Here is a 17,355-nt window from a genome sequence, read left to right as displayed (position 1 = left end):
TAAATGTATCTGCTGAGGATAACCTGCTATTAATGGGCTCAATCCGTTCCTTCGTTCTCAATCTCGTCTCTCGACAGATGGTTGGTGGCACTCATTTGAGTCATTCTACTGTACGTCAACTCCCGATTCCATATCCAGGGAAATTCACAGGAACCACGCCTAATAGCGAACCGATTGTTGATGGGCCCGCTTCTCGCATTGTTGACACGTCACAACTAAGCGACTGACTCAGAGACAAATGCCCGAAATCCCGCCAAAACACCCACAAACGCCACATGAAGCAAGAGAGCTCGTAGAGCAAAGCCGGCAGACTCTCCTAGAGGGATATGAGAGTGACAATGATGTCATTCAGGATCTGTTTCATAACTACGACCGGGATGTCAAGCGGGACCTTGACACTCCAGCACAGGTGATTCCTGAGCTGTTGCAGAATGCTGATGACGTAAAGGAGTGTGAGACAGTCGAGATCTTAATTTCAGAAGATGAACTCGTTGTTCGGAATGATGGCCGACCACTTCTGGAAGAAGAGTTCGAAGCCATATGTCATATCGGACAGAGTACAAAGCAAGAGCCGGGGTATATTGGCCACTTCGGCCGTGGGTTCAAGTCTGTTTTCAGCGTCTCGGATCACCCGCAGATTCGTTCGGGATTCCTCCGCTTTGGCTTCAAGCGGGACCGATGCGTTCTACCTCTACATCTCGTAGATGAGACGGCCGTTGATGAGATTAAGTACGCACCTGCGACCGAGGTCAGGTTGCCTTTCACCGACCTTACGGAGTATGATCGGTCACAGCTCATGGGGCAGATTGAGTCTCTCCCTCGATTGATGCCGTATCTCCGGAACGTCTCGAAAATCAGTGTCGTTGATCACGGCGAGCGGACAACCTATCGACGGGAAGAAACGGCCAGGGGAGCGCTCACTGAGGTTGAGATTTACGAGAATGAAACCCTCCATGAGAGACGTCATATTTTCGGTATTGAGGAGGTCCCACCGGAGGCTGAATTTTCCGAGTTAGTCAAGCATCGCGCTTTAGAAAACGAAGAGGAGTTCCGAGATGAACCGGTGCCGATCAAGATTTCGTTCCCCGTGGATAAGGATGGTAATCCAATCTCTGGAGACGATCCCAGTCGGCTGTTCAATTTTTTCCCCACAGAAACGGAACTGGATATTCCGTTCGATATTCAAGCCGATTTTCTTCTTGACTCTGACCGTTCCAGCCTGCATAATACCAAGAGCCCGTACAACCAGTGGATTTTCGGCCTCGTGAGTGCAGTCTTTGAAAGGGCAGTCGAGTATTATTTAGAGTGGGATTCATCCACAACCACGTTCCTGGAACTTGTGCCAACTCGAAGAACACTTGATTCCCATCTTCAGCGCATTCAGGAAGATATCTTGGATGTTCTGAGGGAGCACGAATGCATTCCAGGTCAGGATGGGGAATACTACCTTCCTGAGCAGATCATTGTGCCTGACTCCCGACTGGAAGAGCTGCTCTCTGAGTCAGATGTTCAAGAATTGCTCGGAGAGGACACTAATTATCCTGCAGACTCGCTGACGCAGCGGTGTCTCAATGATCTCGTCGGGTTGGGGTTGCTTGAGGAGCTTACGATTGATAGTCTTGCCCAAGCTGGGCAGGATAGTAATGTTTACCGCAAAAAGTCAACTTCCGAGTTGTTACGTTTGGCTGCCCTTTTCAACGAATTGTGGGAAGACACATATCGGGATAAACGATCCTACAATGATGAGCGGAGAGAGTTCCTTAGTGCAGTTAAGCAAATTCCGCTGGTTCCACTCCAAACCGGTGCTGTAGTCAGCAGCAATGACACGGATTCGGATCCGGTTCTTCCGCCCGATAGCGGGGGAGATGAGTACGAGATTTTCACTGATCGGATCACGCTTGTAGACCTTACTTTTGACGAGCCGGATGGCAATGGCAAGGCGGAGGATCACAAAGCAGTCGCAGCTGATGCTCGTTCCTTTTTCGAGAACGCATTAGGGCTCTCGGTCGTTGCAGATGAATACATCATCACCAAGATAATCGCGGATGCTTTTAAGAATCCAAGCGCCGAGGCTGATTCGACGTTGGATGCATTTCTGGAGTTTGTTATCAGTAACAAACACCGACGGAGCGTTGCGCGTAAGAAGAATGCTATCCGGCTGAGGGTTAAATCATCCAGCAGCGACGAGTCTGTGTATAAAAAGCCATCAGAGCTCTATCTCCCAAAGGCGTATGGCTTGGACTATGATCTGGAAATACTTCTTGAGGATATCGACTCTGCGCAGTTCGTGACGCCATCATACCGTGAGTTAGGAGACTCACTATCACCATGGTCGAGTTTCTTAACGAAGGCGGGGGTGAGAGACAAACTCGAAGTAACGGAGGAGGGTACGAAAACACGTGAAAAATTCCGTAATAAGGACGAGTTAGAGGCGGAACTTGATTCGTGTGGTGACACATCGACTAATATTCCGCAAGCACCGAAACACTCGGGAGATAGCTACGATACATGGCTGAGGGGGTATCGGTACGCGCTCTCTGATCACGAAATCAGCGACACATTCGAAGAGTTGCTGGACATCATTCCGGATAAAGGGAGAGAATCGGGGGCACAGTCCTGGGAGCTGGCAACGATGCTTGCATCGTGCTGGGACTACTACGAAGATCGTCTGTATAAGAAACTCTACTACACAGCCCAGTACGGGAAAGGAAATCCGTTCCGCAAGAAATCGCAGGAGACACAATGTCCGTCCAAATTCGCTTATCGGATTCGAAACACAGCATGGTGTCCAACAAAAACAGGAACGAAAAGCCCCCCATCAGTGTTGCTGCTTGACATCCCTCGAACACAGGGACAGCCTGACGTGCGGTACCTCAACAATGACCTCCCGTTTTCAGACGCGATCTATGATGGTCTGAATATCAACACTCGGTTAGATCCGTCGTCTGTCCTGAAATTACTCACACAGGCCCCCACGGTCTGGAGTGATGGTGAGCCGAGTGAAATTCGAACTGCGGTTAACGATCAGCTCGATCAGTTCAAGGCTGGTCTGGCCGATTGTTCGGACGACGAGGCTGAACGGTTGCTTTCGGAACTCCGGAAAGCTCCGTTTCTGTACGTTCAGGCAGCCGAGACACAATTCCGAACGCCACCACAAGTGGTGCTTGAAGGAATCAGTCTCGATGACCAATTTGTCTCAATATCAACACTCTACACCCGTCACCACCAATTCCTGCAAGAGAGGGTCGGCGTACAGAAGCGGGTAGAAATAGATGACTGCCTAGACTTCCTAGCCAGCCACTCCGGTACGGAGTTCACCGACGAGACATCGAAAGCGTGGAACCAGACTCTTCGAGAACTATTGAATGAACTTGATGAGTTGAGTGAGCATGAATTCCGCGACTTAGCTGCACTAAAACGGCTTAGCCAAGAGGCTGTCGTACCTACCCACTCGGGAACAACAGTGCCACTCACCGAGATCGATTTCTATTGCTACGACGAGGGTGTTCTGGAGGCGACAGAACAAGAGATCGGTCACCGAGTAATTCAACAACCCGAGTCACAAAACCTGACACAGAAGCGGCTGATCCCTTTGTGGGAAGTCCTTGGGCTGGAAAACCTTCGAGCTGCCGTGGAGCTTGATCTTGCCGATGCCACTAATTTGGAACCAGCGGATGAATGGAACAGGGTCGTTGACGATGACCGACTCCGGAAGCTATTGACAGTCTCTCAAAGTTTTATAGAGACGAGTCCCAGGAATCGAGACGACGAACTAAACGAGCTTACGACACTTAGCCGGTATCACGTCGAACAGCATGATGCGCTACAGGGATACTATACGTTAAACAATCAGAAGATCTCCGAGCGCCTTCCCTTGCAATCCTACATAGACCACACCAACACGCGGATTCTCAGAGCATCCGGGGCCGAGTCGTACTACGACATAGCAACGAAGCTTGCAGATGAACTGCAACTCCCTCTGGACCAATATCGAGAACTCAGATCGTTATTATCTGGAGCAGTCGGGGCAGAATCAGACTTTCTTGAGGCCTATCTCGACGATCACGACATCAATCTCGTTTGGTTCACGGACCATTCGATTGAGAAATTCGAAACGGACACACAAGAAAAAAAGTCAGACGCCAAGACGGAACCCACTGGTCCAGAATCAATTGAGTCCGTTGCGAAGTCTGAGTCTGACGAGATAACTACCACTACCAACGAACCGAACGAGAGAGACGCGAAAACAACCACCATCGAGGGGCCTCAGGAGGCTAACTCATCGGATGGATCCGCAGAAACCTCGGACCCGTCTTCAAATTCGGAGCCAGCATCGGCCGAGCCTGAAACGGCGGGCCAGTCACCGCCGATGGGCTCAGACACTTCTTCCAAGTCTCCTGTGGAAGACAGTTCCTCTGGTAGGCGCTCGACAGCAGACTCGAATTCCAACTCTCCCGAAGCAATCTCCTCAAATCAGGAATCGGAGAACAGACATAATAGTGGGGCTCGGAATACGGACGCGCAGTCATCTACATTCGAATCGCAGGTTTCGCCGTCTTCGATAGGCAGTAGGACCGCTATTGAAAACAAACCCGATTCACGGGATCGTTCCCAAGGTGAAGGGAGCAAATCCCGGCGAGGCACTGGGAGCGGAGGTGGAGGCGGCGGTGGTGGATCTGCCGCTTGGAAAGCTGGGCTATGGGGAGAGGAGTTTGTGCTAACGTCGCTGGTTGATGAGCTTCGGACTGCACTCGCTGAGGAGCCGTGTACCGTGACGTGGTTCTGGAATCCCGCGTTTCTGGAACTTCCCGAGCATGCGCACGACTCCGACGGTCTTGAACCGCAATCACAGTTGTCAATGGATCGTTATGGGACTGCCGTGCCCGGAGTCGAAATTACAGGCCCTGACTGGACAGTTCGTGTTCTGCATATACGAGACACTAGCCTTGGTTCCGATATTTTGGTTGAGGGCGCAGACTTCAGGATGTCAAACGAGGCGGACAGCTTATTGGCTCAAATTCAGCCTTCTGAAAATGACGAAATATGGATTGAAGTAAAGTCGTCAGTCGGCACTATGGATAGTTTCAATTTAACAATCCCAGAGTATGGCCGGGCACGAGAGCAGCAAGATGACTACTGTATCGTCACAGTCTGTCAGGTTGGGACACCACATGTGTACATCGACCAGCGATTCACGAACTTAGCCGCTATGTCGGACAGGGGTGAAATCACTATTCAAAATAATGGTGAGCTCCGGATAGACTACTGACTACTATCCATCAGCTTTGTTTGATGCGAACCTCTCCGCTCTAAGTATTCATAGAGATCGCGGTGGCTAGCATCTGGTTAGGAAGTCAAGGATGGTGTAACTAGGGAACAGGACACCCGTGAGCAGCAGATCAAGTCGCCAATCCACCACAAGATTAATGCTCTAGACACATAGTTTTCTATTTGATTATGCCTATTGGGCATTTTGAGTCGGCGGGGGAGAGTATCGAATACGGTGCTGCTGGCTGTCTCTTTCCCGTCGATGAACTAGATGCGACTGTACTCCAGTATCGAGATGCCCAACTTGCGCTTGACGACGTCGATGGGTCGAATGTCATCGTCGTCGCCCCGACGAGCCTTGCAACCAGTTACTCCCTCACCCAGCACGCGCTCACCGCGATTCCTGTCGACAGCTTCTCCACTGCAGTCCAGACCCAGCTCTCCAACGAGCTTGACGATCCCTTAGATACGTTCGAGCTCATCCAGATCGGCAAGCGGAACCGAGACAGTCCAAACCACTCGCTCACTGAATTCACAACCGCCTGAACCCGATCTGCAGACTCACAGAACCCAACAAGCCCCACCACATGACTACCAATGACTGAGACACTCGCCGATGAGTACCCGGAAGCCGCCCCGTATATCCAGCAAGCTGTCGACGAACACGGCGAAGACTGGGTGCTGGAGAATTACTACCAGCAACTCTACCCGCTTGGGAGACTCATGAAGATGCCCGAAAAGGACGAACTCCCGTTCTACGACGCGGACAAGCACGACACGATGACGGAGGAGGAACGGCTCGAAATGTATCAAGCGTGGGCCGAGTATCGAGAAAACCTCCGTACCGGAACGAAACCTGGCGAGTGACTCCCACCCTACATTTTTCTCAGCGGTAGTTCTTGAGTGACGTATGGATTTGGACCGGGCGCGTGGTGTCCTCCTTGGGCTAGCGTGTGGAGATGCGCTTGGCCGGCCAGTCGAGTTCGCGTCTGCGTCGGAGATCAGTGCTGAGCACGGCCGGCTTGACGAGATGGTCGGGCACGGCACGTGGAACCAGCCCGCAGGGACGATCACAGACGACACCGAACAAGCGCTGTGCATCGCCCGAAGTCTGGTAGAACACCAAACGTTCGATCCGACGGATATCGCAGAGCGGTTCGTCGCGTGGTACGACAGCGGGCCGTTCGACATTGGAGGGATGACGCGGCGGGCGTTGAGTCGTCTCAAGCGCGGCGACGCGTGGGACGATGCGGGCCAGCACGTGTGGGAGAACAGTCCGGAAGGGCAGAACGCGGGGAACGGGAGTGTGATGCGGTGCGCGCCGCTCGCCATCCCGTACGCGACGGAGTGGGATCGACTCGCCGAAGTGAGCCGGCAGTCCTCGCAGATTACGCACGCTGACCCGCGATGTACGGAAGGCTGCGCTGTCCTGAATCTCACAGTGGCTGGCCTCCTCGACGACGCGGACGCGCCGTTGCAGGATGCGCTCGATTTCATCGGTGGGGACGCGCCTGGCGAGCTTGTGACGGCGCTCGAACCACTCGCTCGTGGTAACTCACCTGGCACGCTGGAAACGTCAGGGTACGTCGTGCATTCGCTGCAGACGACACTTCACGACGGGTTATTCGTGGACAGTGCCGAGGATGCGATTGTGACGGCGGTGAATCGTGGCGGTGATACGGATACGATTGGGGCGATTGCGGGTGCAGTCGCTGGGGCGCGGTTTGGGGCGTCCCAGCTTCCGGATCGATGGCTGAGTGGTATCGACGAGACCAACGAACTCGAAACGCTGGCCGAGCGACTCGTGGAGGTGGCGTGATGTACGTGTTGGCGTTTGACCGAGACTGGACGGTGGACGTGAATCCGCATCCTCGACGGGAGGCGGTACCGTTGGAGTGGGTGCGATACTGGGCACACGTGGCCGGTCACGAAGTCTGGGCTATCGGGAATCAGGACCTCGTAGAGGAAGCAGACATTCCGGGCACGGTGGAGTCGATTCGGAGGCGTGACGGACACGTCGATGCGCTTGGTGAGCAGGACGAGTACGGGTACTACGAGTGGTGGCCTGAACGCGAGGAGCGTCTCCGGATTCTTGCGGAGTTGTTCCCGGATGCCGAGGGGTACATCGCTGTTGATGATCTCGATTTGGGGCACGTTGATGGCTGGGAGCATTACCACGCGTGGGACTTCGTGGAGTCTGTCCGGCAAGGGGACCTCGGGCTGTCAGCACCGCCCTCAACTGATCTGAGTCCGGACGGCGGGTTTGAATCCGGTGACGCAGTTCGAGAGGTCCTTGCTGACGGGTACGTGTTTGAACTCACACACCGGACGGACGGTGAACAGAAGACGCATCTCGTCACGCATTTCGAGCCGGACCGCCCGTCGATGACGCCGTTGAAAGGCCCGCCAGCGTTCTGGTTCGAGACGGTCGGGAACGACGAGCGGTTCTCCGTTCGACTCCCCGAGATTGAGGCGTTGCATCCTGTCCCGTATGACCGCCTCGCTGATCCATTCGCGGGGGTTGCGTTCGCGGCAGTGCGAAAGCAACTCGAAGATGACCCTGCGTCGGTGGACAAAGACACGCTCCAAACGATGCTGTCTGATGCGGCAGCGGATGGGACGAGCGTGGATCGCCGTGAAGCACTCCGCCTGGCCGTGGCTGCAGTGAAATACTGTGACGAGTCTCGTGAGGTCGCTATCGATGCTACGTTTGCCCTCCTTGCTGACGAGCCGTCGGCGCTCGACCGAGCAGCGCTCCAAGCACTTCACGAAGCCGCGACGGACGACCGAACGGGGCTGAAAGATCACGTTGGTGACTTGGCGGCCTACGCGAGTCAGGACTCGATGTACCAGCAGGCTGCGACGCACTGCTTGATGGAGTTGGCGGAAGCTGACCCGGCGAGCGTTCTCGACGCAGTTCCCGCTCTAGAAGCAGCGGCGACCGCAGAGACGGAGGCAACACAGAGTTACGCGGTGTACGCACTCTCCTGTGTCGCGGAAGCGCATCCTGAGGAGGTGTTCCCTGCGATTGCTGCCTTGGTTGGGGCAATGCAGAGTGAGGATGAGACGACGCAGACGAATGCGTTAGCGGCGCTTGGAAAGATTGCGTCGAACTATCCGGACGCCGCAGAACCAATCGTGACTGAGTTAGTGGCGGTACTGGACGCTGATGCGAAGCGCGTTCGGAATAATGCGGTCGGGTTGCTCGGTGACCTCGCGCAGGAACATCCGGCGGTCGTGATTGAGTACGCTGATCAGATCGCTGCGCGGTTGGAGGATAACAATATTCAGGCGCGGGTGAACGCGTCGATTGCGCTCCAGCGAGCAGGTGAGGCAGATCCTGCTGCAATTCGAGCACAACAGGATCGGTTAGCGGCTGCGTTGGAGGATCCGAGTCCGGAAGTCCGGGCGAACGTGTGCTCGTTGATCGGGAACGCGTACGTGAGCGTGCCTATCGAAACGCTTGCAGAAGTGAAAGAGAACGATCTTGACGAGACAGTGCGCGACCGAGCGAGATGGGCGATTTCACGTCTTGACTGAGACGTACGTGGGTCGAGTTAGATATTGACGACGGGTCGAGACTCCATACAAACCGAGTCTAACCGCCCCATGTTGTCTGCGTGAACTATAGCCACGAGAGGCCGGTGTTGAGTTCTTCGAGGAAGGATGGCCGGATCTGAACAGTGGGTGGGAACGATAGTTGTTCGCCTTCCCGGTCAAGGATCGTTTCGCGGAGGAATGGATGGGCTGGGTCGAATGAGGGGCTTGCTTGGATGCGGTAGTCGCTGTCGATGGTGAACAGCGCGGCGTCGAATGCCCGGTGGTGCAGCGAGTTCAATACGAGAACGTTCTCCGGATGTTCGGCGAGTTCGGGGCGTTGACTCCGCGGAAGGATGTGTGCGAGATCCAGCAGTTCATCTTCTCGAATACCAGTCAGGGTGCACGCGTGGTCGTAGCGGTCGAGTATGTCTACCCGGAAGGCGTCACTCACGGTGATCTCGGATGTTTCGTAGCGGCGAATCCGGCCACTCGAATCGAGGGGTTCGCCGGTCGGCCACTGGGCAACCTCTCCGGTCTGGACCCACTGCTGCCAGACGTCCGGTGCCTCGCTGTCGTCGTTTTGTTGGGCGCGGTCGTGCAGCCACGTGACGGGGACAGCGTTGGTGTTGAGGATCGAGAAGTGGAACTGGTAGTTCGGAACCTGTGTCCCGTCATCGGCCTGGTACGCGCGGACTTCGAAGTGGTCGGGAACGCAGAGCCCGCAGAACTCAACGACGCCTGATTCAGGCTTGCGGAACACGAGGACGGGCGGGACGTCCTCGCGCCGCCCGGCCGCAGCGTTGTCGAAGGCAGCCTTGATTTTCTGGTTCTGGGTGGACTCGTCGTAGGGGTTCGAGGCCTTGGCGTCGCCCCAGTAGCTGATGTACCCGGCGTTGACAGCGAGCGTGTCCTCCCACGGGTCATCGTGCTGGGAGATGCCGCTATCGTTCGAGACGAGCACGAGCGCCGCGGGCGTCTCTGACCGGTCCGCGCCGAGATCACGGATGCCGCCGGTATTCTTGATGCCGCTGTCGAGTGGGCCGCGGATCCACCGCAGGAACTGGTCGTCCGAGTTTCGGTAACTCCCAGTGTCGCGGTATTGCTGCCCGACCCGAAACGCGTGTTGCATGATACCACGGCATTACGTCTGTCAGTCAATAAATGCCTGCGTGATACACGCTACTCGATTCCAGCTGAAAAGTCGTTAGGTCTGGGATTTAGCGGCCAAGATTGTTCGCCTGACTCGGCCGACGATGGTAATGGTAGTGTCTGAACCCACTGATCCGTATTATCTCGCCCTTGACTATATGGGTTAGTGGTCAAACTTTATTGGATGTGAGTCAGGAATCAATTGAAGAAACTTTGGAGAATATCTGGAGTAACTGGCGGGAGGAAGAAGGACGCTGTTCACATTGTCCTGCTCGGAATACACAGCATCCACCGTATTATGGTGATGGAGTTGGCACGGCTGATATCGCCTTCGTTGCCGAAAAGCCAGGGGGAACACAATCTGGACGAGTGGACGGACCGCCACCGGCCCATGTTGAGGAAACACACCGAGAGCGAAATGATAACCGAAACGGTATGGACTGGATCAAGGACGGGAATCGTCTTCGGAGATTTTTCGACTCTCTAAGTTCTGACCTTTGGTTCACCAAAGATTCAGAGTATCCTGCCTACTTTACGAACGCCAGAAAGTGTAGAAAGATTACTGGTGAGAACAAATGGGGTAATAATCACGCAGATTACTGGTGTCGGCAGTATCTTGAAGAAGAGTTGACCGCTCTCGACCCGGAGATTGTGCTTGTGTTCGGAAAGCCAGCAGCCGAATCTGTCTTTGCACATTACGAAGTTAAGGATTGGCCGAGCAAGATGTCCAACCGTGTTCTGGTTGAATACCAGAGCGAAACAGATGATACGCAGATTATTTTATCATATCATTGGAGCGGGATCGGACGGAATGTTCGCCATGTGGATGGAGTAGAAGGAACGAATGAATATCAAGATAAGTTAGCAAAAGTAGTTGATCAAGTCCTTTCATGAGATGATGGCAAGTTGTACTGTTAGAGACTAAGGATTTCAACAATTCCCATTCTGGTTGATTGGTCTAACCGAACGCGACATCCTCAATGGCTCTCAGGAGTTCCTGGTTGGTAACGGTGAGGCGAAGCCCGAGTTCTGGGGACGGTGCGCGGTTGATCATAGTGTGCCAGTTTTGGAAGAGGATGGCGATGTTCACGCCGTAGACGCGAAGCTTCTCGTTGCTGCTGTTGATGACTGGCATGAAATCATTCGAGATCTGGTTTATTGACTCTTCAAGCGCCCAGCGTTGATAGTATGGGAAGTGGATACCACCGCCCGAATGCGGAGGTAACGAACGGTCAGTCAAGTATGCCGCGTGTGTCGATGCATTACCGACCCCAGGTACCAAGTCGGGCTCATCAAACTGCTCTGTCAGTGTAGACGGGAGAGACGCAGCCGACGCTTCAACCTCCGTGAAGTCCGAGAGGTTCGTTTGGTCCTCGGTATCTGAAGGGTCGGCTCGCTTCAATTCCTGGGCCGTGAACTCGATGAGCGAAGGATTGCTACTATCGTACGGGTAGGAAACGGCGGCTGGTTTCGATGACGTCTTCCACGACACCGCCGGAACGTACCCGACGTGATTTTGTGGCGTATATCCCTTCAGCTGTTTAATCACGGTTCGGTTCGGCGCTCGAACCGCCCAGTCGGGGCCTGCAATCTCACGGAACGCGTCGATCAATGCCCCTGAGATCATCTCACTGTCGGCGTACAACGCTTCAACCTCAAGGAATTCCTCTGCTATCGGTGCGAGCTCAGTGACCACTCTGGGATACTTCGATTTATCTGGCAGCCACCGTGTACCGAGTGTGAATCGAGCTTCCGTATCAATAATCCCGAGAACTGCATACGTCCACTCTGACCGGTTGTCATTCTCCGACTTCGGAGGGCGGTTGATCGTGACATCATTCTCGGCACCGTTCCACTCGATACGATACAGATCGACTGCTAAGGAGCGCGGCTCCGCGAAGAATTCGAGCCGGTCTGCAAGCTTGAATGTTTCACGGTGAACAGCGTCGAACTGTTCTGTTATGGCTTGCTTCTCTGTGTTTGCTAAGACCGCTTGGGCGTCATTCAGTGGGAGATCGTCGTCTCTAATGTACTTCCCAATCCCGCTGCCTTTTGGGATGATGTCTCGCTCGTAATTGTAGTCTGAAACGTTTGCGACGGTCTGTACACCGCAGTCATATAGTGCAGATGCAGCGAAGAGCCCCATATACTGCTGGAAGTCAGTGCGTGGTTGGGATCGGTGGAACGAAAGGGGAGAAATGGTTTCGTTGAAAAGAAATTGAACCCAATTTCGAAGCGCGGTCTGCTTGTCTGTCCGGGGGACTGCTCGCTCAGACAGAGGTGGAGCGACGGCACCGAATCCGTACGTGTCGCTCACTGTTGCGGGCACTTTGATTCCGTTGCGGAACACCGCATAGACCGCACGAATTACACCTGCATCAAGCGCGTTCTGTTCTTCATCGTCCAGTTCGTCAGGCACGCGTTCTTCAGACGCTAACCGGAGCGTTTCATAGCCCGGGAGGTCTGATGCGCTAGAGTAGCCGAGTTCGGTTAGCACTCGGTCTGAGTCTGAGATGTAGTCGTAGAACCCTTGATGTGTCGCGGGTTGCCGTGCTTTCTTGAGGAAGACGATTTTGAATCGTCGTATCGGTACGTCGAATGAGGCTGGCGAGAGATCCTCGACACTGAGGGCCTTGTCCATAACCGCGAGAATGGCGAGGTCGTACAGTACTGTACCATCGTTTGAGAACGGCCAGTCGTCATCCTGTTGATCGCGGTTGTAGTGATGAAGTTGTGCTGTCAGATGTGTGGTCTGCAGTAGTGTCTCGATGTCCGGCGCGGGATGGATGAGTTCAATATCACCGTCGAATCGAGTTGTGACCGATCCAAACTCTGACTTCTCAGGGTGGTCTTTGTACTTCGTCGGAGCGGTGTACTCTCCTGTCCCGCTTGGCAGTAAGGAACTGAACTGGTCGGTGTGCGAAACTGGCGAGCCGTCTGGCATGAATGCTGCATGGAACTAGTCTGCATTTACGGATAAGGGATTGCCCTGTGACTGGCCCCTCGTGTTGTCGAGTTTTGTCTGTGAGCCATTTTCCAACCTACAATGACACACGCACTCGAACAGCTCTAATAGCCTCTCTTCGACAGTTTCTGCAGGGCCCCCCACCCTAAATATAAATCCACTGCCAGTTAGATCGACTGGTGACACAGTCTCAAAAGCGAGACCCATGCCGTCTTGCACGCTACTACGCACCGTCTAGTCTGTGAGAGCGGGTTTCTAATCAGTTCCAAGACATTATTTGGATTACGCACGGTTTCCAAGATGCTTGAGCTGTGAACTCCACTGTGTCGCATATGTTTCCGCTGTATAGCGATTCTTAAACTTTCATTGAGGCCTGCTTCTGATGTTGGCTGATCACAAGCAATGACGCGCCAGCGAGCAGGATTCTTGGCGCTCGCTCAATTCCGCAACGGACACCTCCTACCCGCGGAAATCGAGGATTCGGCTTGAACAGTGAACCGGCCCCGGTTCACCCAGCACGAGGTTTTAAAAGTGGATACAGGTTACCCCGGATTGCAGGATGATAACCATGAAGCTGAACACTCGTAAAGAAATAGAGACAGGTAACTGCCCCTCCGCAGGTGTCCCCAGATGACGCGTCATATGGACACGTTCATCGATGACTCAAAAAGCGTCGATGAGCTGCGGCGAGCGAAGATTAATCGGACCGACGAGCAAGGTGCCGTCGGGGTTCCTGTCTTCCTGACCGCGGAAGAGCTTGAGCGGCAAGGAATCGACCCAGAAAAGACCGATGAAGTATTGGTTCGTGTTGAGGACGGATTCCTGCTTTTGGATCACGTCGATCCTGAGGAGTGAGACTCACCGCTCCGTCCACTTCCGATGGAAGCCTTTGATTGACAAGAAATTCAGCACCCTTCCGAGGAGACTATCAGTGGACTCTTCTGTTACTTCCCATCCTTCGTCGCGCAGGTACGAAGCGATTCCTGGGCGGTGATTTCCACCGCACGAGATGAGAACCGAGTGATACCCGTTTGCTTCTGTGATCTGCACGAGTTCTCTCGCCATCGCCGCGTCTCGGTCATACATCGCTCGGCCCTCGATAAGGAGGAAGTACGCGAGTGCCCACACAAACCCGAAACACAGGAGTGTGAGGATTACACCAGCGAAAGCCAGTTCTCGGAGTAGTCCCGGCGCTACTCGGGACAGCACCCACTCTGTAGGCTGGGCAACCAAGCCCAGCATGAGTCCGGCGAACAGTGGAGAGATGAGGAAGAGTCCGCTACGTTGCCATCGTGGCACCATTTCGTAGGTTTCGTAGACCGCCGCGTCGATGCGATCATGGACTGGGAGACCCTGTCGCTTGGCTTGTTGCTTGAACTCGTTGCTGGAACGGTACAATCGGCTGTACGTCGCACCATAGACAACGTGCCCGATGGCAAACAATGCGTAGAGGGAGTCGATATCTCGCTGGAAGTAATTCTTGTCGTGGCCCTCACGGAAGACGGCGTCGTACTCTGACAGGTCCAGGTCAAGTAGAGCCTGTTTGTCTTTCTTCGAGAGGTGGGTTTCACCCTTGACCAGCGCTTCCGGCATACTCAGTTCGTTGCGTCGAGGATGGTGAGGTCTCGTTTCAGGTGCGGTTCGACTTTGGGACTCCGGCAGTCGACATCAATCTGTTCGTGTTGCCAGTGGCGACCATCCTTCCCGTTCCAAACTCCGTAAATAGTGACCTTCGGGAGTTGAATGACGCCGAACAGTACCGCAAGGTAGTACAGTAATTCAGCTGCTTGTGTCCACGAGCCCGTGACTTTCCGTGGGACGTCCACCGGGTAGTCAATGTGTTGTGCTGGAACGCCGGTGTCGAGGCTCCTGTCGACGAACCCGTAATCGTTGCTGAGGAGTATGGCCTGCTTCCGACTGTTCTGATTGTACTCGTTGTAGGCCTCAACGATGGCTTCATCCCCAGTGTCACACTCAACGATATCGACGGTCCGGTTGGTCCGGAGGCGACGGTATTCGTACAGACCGAGTAATCCTTCTCGGTTCGCGCCAGCTGGCTGGTTGTCCAAGCGTGCGAATTCCTCCCCGAAGGCTTGCGTCAACTCGTGCGTGTTGTACTGCTTGAAGTGCCAGTCTAATTCTTCTTTGACGCCGGTTGCGAGTGCGTATCCGTTGGTCGGTCGTCGATCACGCTCGTCGGTGTTCCCTGTTTTACTGTCGATCCCGAGAACTTCTGGAAGTCGCCACGCGATGATGTTCGCGTCTAAGCCGAGGACGACAGGGTCGTGACCGGCTTCGAGATCTGCGTACCCGTGTCGTTGAATGAACTCCTCGACGGCGTCGTGGTTGTTGAGTGGGACGTGACCGCTGGCGACCATCGTCCGAGTGTACGTCTCAGCGTCTGGAAGATCGTTGTACGCGGGTTCTCCGTGTTTTGCAGGAATCGTTTCACGGTTGTCTTGGTACGTCATCGTGCCCTGCGTGAACCGAACCGGTGCTTGCCCATCGTCCCCCAGGTTGATCTGGACGAGTTCGCCAATATCCTCGCAGGGATGTTTGACGGAAATTGATTCAACACCCTGGTCGTAGAGGGCGTTGAGGAGAACCATCAGCCGTTGGCGTTCGATCTGCATTACAGCACCTCCTTGAAATCGATCAGGTCAGTGGCCGTTCGCGGGATTTCGGCGTAAAACTGCCCGTAGTAGCCCCCCGCTTTCCGGTGGAAATAGAAGACGTGGTCAGCGTCGAATTTGAAACCCGCCTGAAACGCGATGGCAGACATGAATTTCCGACCGGGAGTGACATCAACAGCAATCGTATCACCAGTCTCCCGAGCAGCTTCGATAGTAGACCGGTAGAACTCGATGATGTCGGGGAAATCAGTCTCGTCGTCTAAGTCGTGAACAGAGACATCAGCATCACCACCATACGCATCAACGATTACTTCGAACCGGTCAGTGGCCTCAGCGACATACTCAGCGACACCAGGATTCGACAGCACCCAAACCTCGTCCGGGACGTACCCTCGGTCACAAGCCGCAGTCACCGGATTCAGAATTCCGGGCATAGTAGGAGTGCCGTTGGTCACCCAGATCTGAGCCATTACTCCACAAGAGTCACTCCACTATCAATAGTGTTCGCGTGACTAATTCTCAACCACCATATGCGGATTTCAGAAGATTCGCCCGTTGACTCCTGTGAGTCTCTAATGGTTCGTTTATGACGACGAACGCTGACGAGCAAATCGAAACGCTTCGTAAAAAGATTCGAAATGGGGAACGTGAGCTGGATGAACCCAATCAGGAGGCACTCCTGGAGTTCAGTAACGAACTCTTCCTCATACCCAGTCAAGTCGGGGATCAACGGCATCTCAAACTCCTCCGGCATAACGTGAGAATGGGCGAGCACGGTGGCAGTCCGGTAGAGGCGCTTGAGAGTGAGGATGCTGCAAAAGAGATCGTCCGCTGGATTCACCGCACCTACGATAATGCTGAGACCAATCGTGACTATCGAGTCGCGTTGAAGCAGTTTGGGCGACGAGCAACTGACGAAAACGGAGACGATCCACCCGAATCGATGGAGTGGATCCCGTCGAACACTCCGAGTACGTACGACCCGGCTCCGGAACCAAGCAATATGCTTCAGTGGAAAGAGGACGTGCTTCCACTAATACAAGCTACCCGCAACCCTCGTGACGCAGCTCTCATCGCGGTTGGATGGGATGCAGGTGCGCGCTCCGGTGAGCTACGCGCTCTCAAGGTTGGGGACGTCACCGACTACGAACACGGTTACCAGATCACCGTTCAGGGGAAGATGGGGAAGCGAACCGTCCCACTCATTCCAAGCGTCCCGTTCCTCCAACGATGGCTTGCCGCCCATCCGAGCAACGACCCTGAGGCACCGCTCTGGAGTAAACTGACCGAGTCGGAGGCTCCCAGTTATAACGCGCTCCGTACAGCCATGAAAGACGCTGCCGACCGAGCCGGAGTAGACAAACCAGTCACGTTCACGAACCTCCGCAAATCCAGCGCGTCTCACTTAGCCTCACGCGGACTGAATCAGGCACACATTGAGGATCACCACGGGTGGACTCGCGGAAGCGACGTCGCCTCCCGATACGTCTCAGTGTTCGCAGACGATACCAGCCGGGAAGTCGCTCGTGTTCACGGCTTAGAGATCGACGAGGAAGAAGAACCAGACGCTACTGCTCCGGTCGAATGCCCTCGGTGTCACCAACAGACCCCACGAGAGATGGACCACTGCATCCACTGCCGCCAGACGATAGACAAGGAAACAGCAATCCAGCGAGACCAGACCTGTGAATGGTGCGGAGACGCCATTTCAAATTACTTTCAACACATTCCAAACTGCTCCCGCATCCGTATCAATACGGAGGAACAGTGAAATGTTAGAGGGTCAGCCAGCTATCAATT

The 17,355-nt window shown here is 54.4% G+C and carries 13 protein-coding genes; 8 read left to right on the top strand and 5 right to left on the bottom strand.

All coding sequences use genetic code 11. The features are described from left to right. Positions 1–238 precede the first annotated feature (238 nt). The 5 genes from BM282_RS10780 to BM282_RS10760 all read left to right on the top strand — a co-directional run bounded on the left by BM282_RS10780 (position 239) and on the right by BM282_RS10760 (position 8,808). On the top strand, positions 239–5,269 hold the full coding sequence (locus BM282_RS10780) for a sacsin N-terminal ATP-binding-like domain-containing protein (RefSeq protein ID WP_089880609.1): 5,031 nt from the start codon (positions 239–241) through the stop codon (positions 5,267–5,269). A gap of 188 nt (positions 5,270–5,457) precedes the next feature. Next, complete coding sequence (locus tag BM282_RS10775) at positions 5,458–5,814, top strand: hypothetical protein (RefSeq protein WP_089880607.1); 357 nt, start codon at positions 5,458–5,460, stop codon at positions 5,812–5,814. Positions 5,815–5,865: 51 nt separating this feature from the next. After that, complete coding sequence (locus tag BM282_RS10770; RefSeq protein ID WP_089880605.1) at positions 5,866–6,135, top strand: hypothetical protein; 270 nt, start codon at positions 5,866–5,868, stop codon at positions 6,133–6,135. 43 nt (positions 6,136–6,178) lie between these two features. Beyond that, on the top strand, positions 6,179–7,087 hold the full coding sequence (locus tag BM282_RS10765) for an ADP-ribosylglycohydrolase family protein (RefSeq protein ID WP_089880602.1): 909 nt from the start codon (positions 6,179–6,181) through the stop codon (positions 7,085–7,087). Then, a complete protein-coding gene (locus BM282_RS10760) occupies positions 7,087–8,808 on the top strand; it encodes an adaptin (RefSeq protein WP_089880599.1) in 1,722 nt (573 codons plus the stop codon). The genes BM282_RS10765 and BM282_RS10760 overlap by 1 nt, the downstream gene beginning before the upstream one ends. An 85-nt stretch (positions 8,809–8,893) precedes the next feature. On the opposite strand, the gene BM282_RS10755 is transcribed toward BM282_RS10760, so the two are convergent. Beyond that, positions 8,894–9,937: an HNH endonuclease gene (locus tag BM282_RS10755; protein WP_089880596.1), complete on the bottom strand. Its 1,044-nt coding sequence runs from the start codon at positions 9,935–9,937 to the stop codon at positions 8,894–8,896. A gap of 206 nt (positions 9,938–10,143) precedes the next feature. On the opposite strand from BM282_RS10755, the gene BM282_RS10750 reads away from it, so the two are divergent. Beyond that, positions 10,144–10,851, top strand: a complete 708-nt coding sequence (locus tag BM282_RS10750) for a uracil-DNA glycosylase family protein (RefSeq protein ID WP_175501490.1) — start codon at positions 10,144–10,146, stop codon at positions 10,849–10,851. 64 nt (positions 10,852–10,915) lie between these two features. On the opposite strand, the gene BM282_RS10745 is transcribed toward BM282_RS10750, so the two are convergent. After that, positions 10,916–12,901 (bottom strand): hypothetical protein, encoded by a 1,986-nt coding sequence (locus tag BM282_RS10745; protein WP_089880592.1) that lies wholly within the window; start codon positions 12,899–12,901, stop codon positions 10,916–10,918. Between the two features lie 663 nt (positions 12,902–13,564). On the opposite strand from BM282_RS10745, the gene BM282_RS10740 reads away from it, so the two are divergent. Beyond that, the gene (locus BM282_RS10740) at positions 13,565–13,777 is read left to right on the top strand and encodes a hypothetical protein (protein WP_245758342.1); all 213 of its coding nucleotides are present in this window, start codon (positions 13,565–13,567) and stop codon (positions 13,775–13,777) included. A gap of 3 nt (positions 13,778–13,780) precedes the next feature. Here the strand turns inward: BM282_RS10740 and BM282_RS10735 are convergent, their stop codons facing one another. The 3 genes from BM282_RS10735 to BM282_RS10725 are packed head-to-tail and all read right to left on the bottom strand — an operon-like array spanning position 13,781 to position 16,025. Continuing rightward, positions 13,781–14,515 (bottom strand): hypothetical protein, encoded by a 735-nt coding sequence (locus tag BM282_RS10735; protein ID WP_089880586.1) that lies wholly within the window; start codon positions 14,513–14,515, stop codon positions 13,781–13,783. 2 nt (positions 14,516–14,517) lie between these two features. Then, on the bottom strand, positions 14,518–15,555 hold the full coding sequence (locus BM282_RS10730) for a hypothetical protein (RefSeq protein ID WP_089880584.1): 1,038 nt from the start codon (positions 15,553–15,555) through the stop codon (positions 14,518–14,520). Continuing rightward, positions 15,555–16,025 (bottom strand): CRISPR-associated ring nuclease, encoded by a 471-nt coding sequence (locus tag BM282_RS10725; RefSeq protein WP_245758341.1) that lies wholly within the window; start codon positions 16,023–16,025, stop codon positions 15,555–15,557. Before BM282_RS10725 ends, BM282_RS10730 begins: the two co-directional genes overlap by 1 nt. A 116-nt stretch (positions 16,026–16,141) precedes the next feature. Here BM282_RS10725 and BM282_RS10720 point away from each other — a divergent pair, with 116 nt between their 5' ends. Next, complete coding sequence (locus BM282_RS10720; protein WP_089880581.1) at positions 16,142–17,326, top strand: tyrosine-type recombinase/integrase; 1,185 nt, start codon at positions 16,142–16,144, stop codon at positions 17,324–17,326. The last annotated feature ends 29 nt before the right edge of the window (positions 17,327–17,355 follow it).

The organism is Halogeometricum limi (assembly GCF_900115785.1).
Taxonomy (GTDB): domain Archaea; phylum Halobacteriota; class Halobacteria; order Halobacteriales; family Haloferacaceae; genus Halogeometricum; species Halogeometricum limi.
The sequence above is the reverse complement of the archived record's forward strand: the minus strand, read 5'-3'. Positions and strand labels throughout refer to the sequence as shown.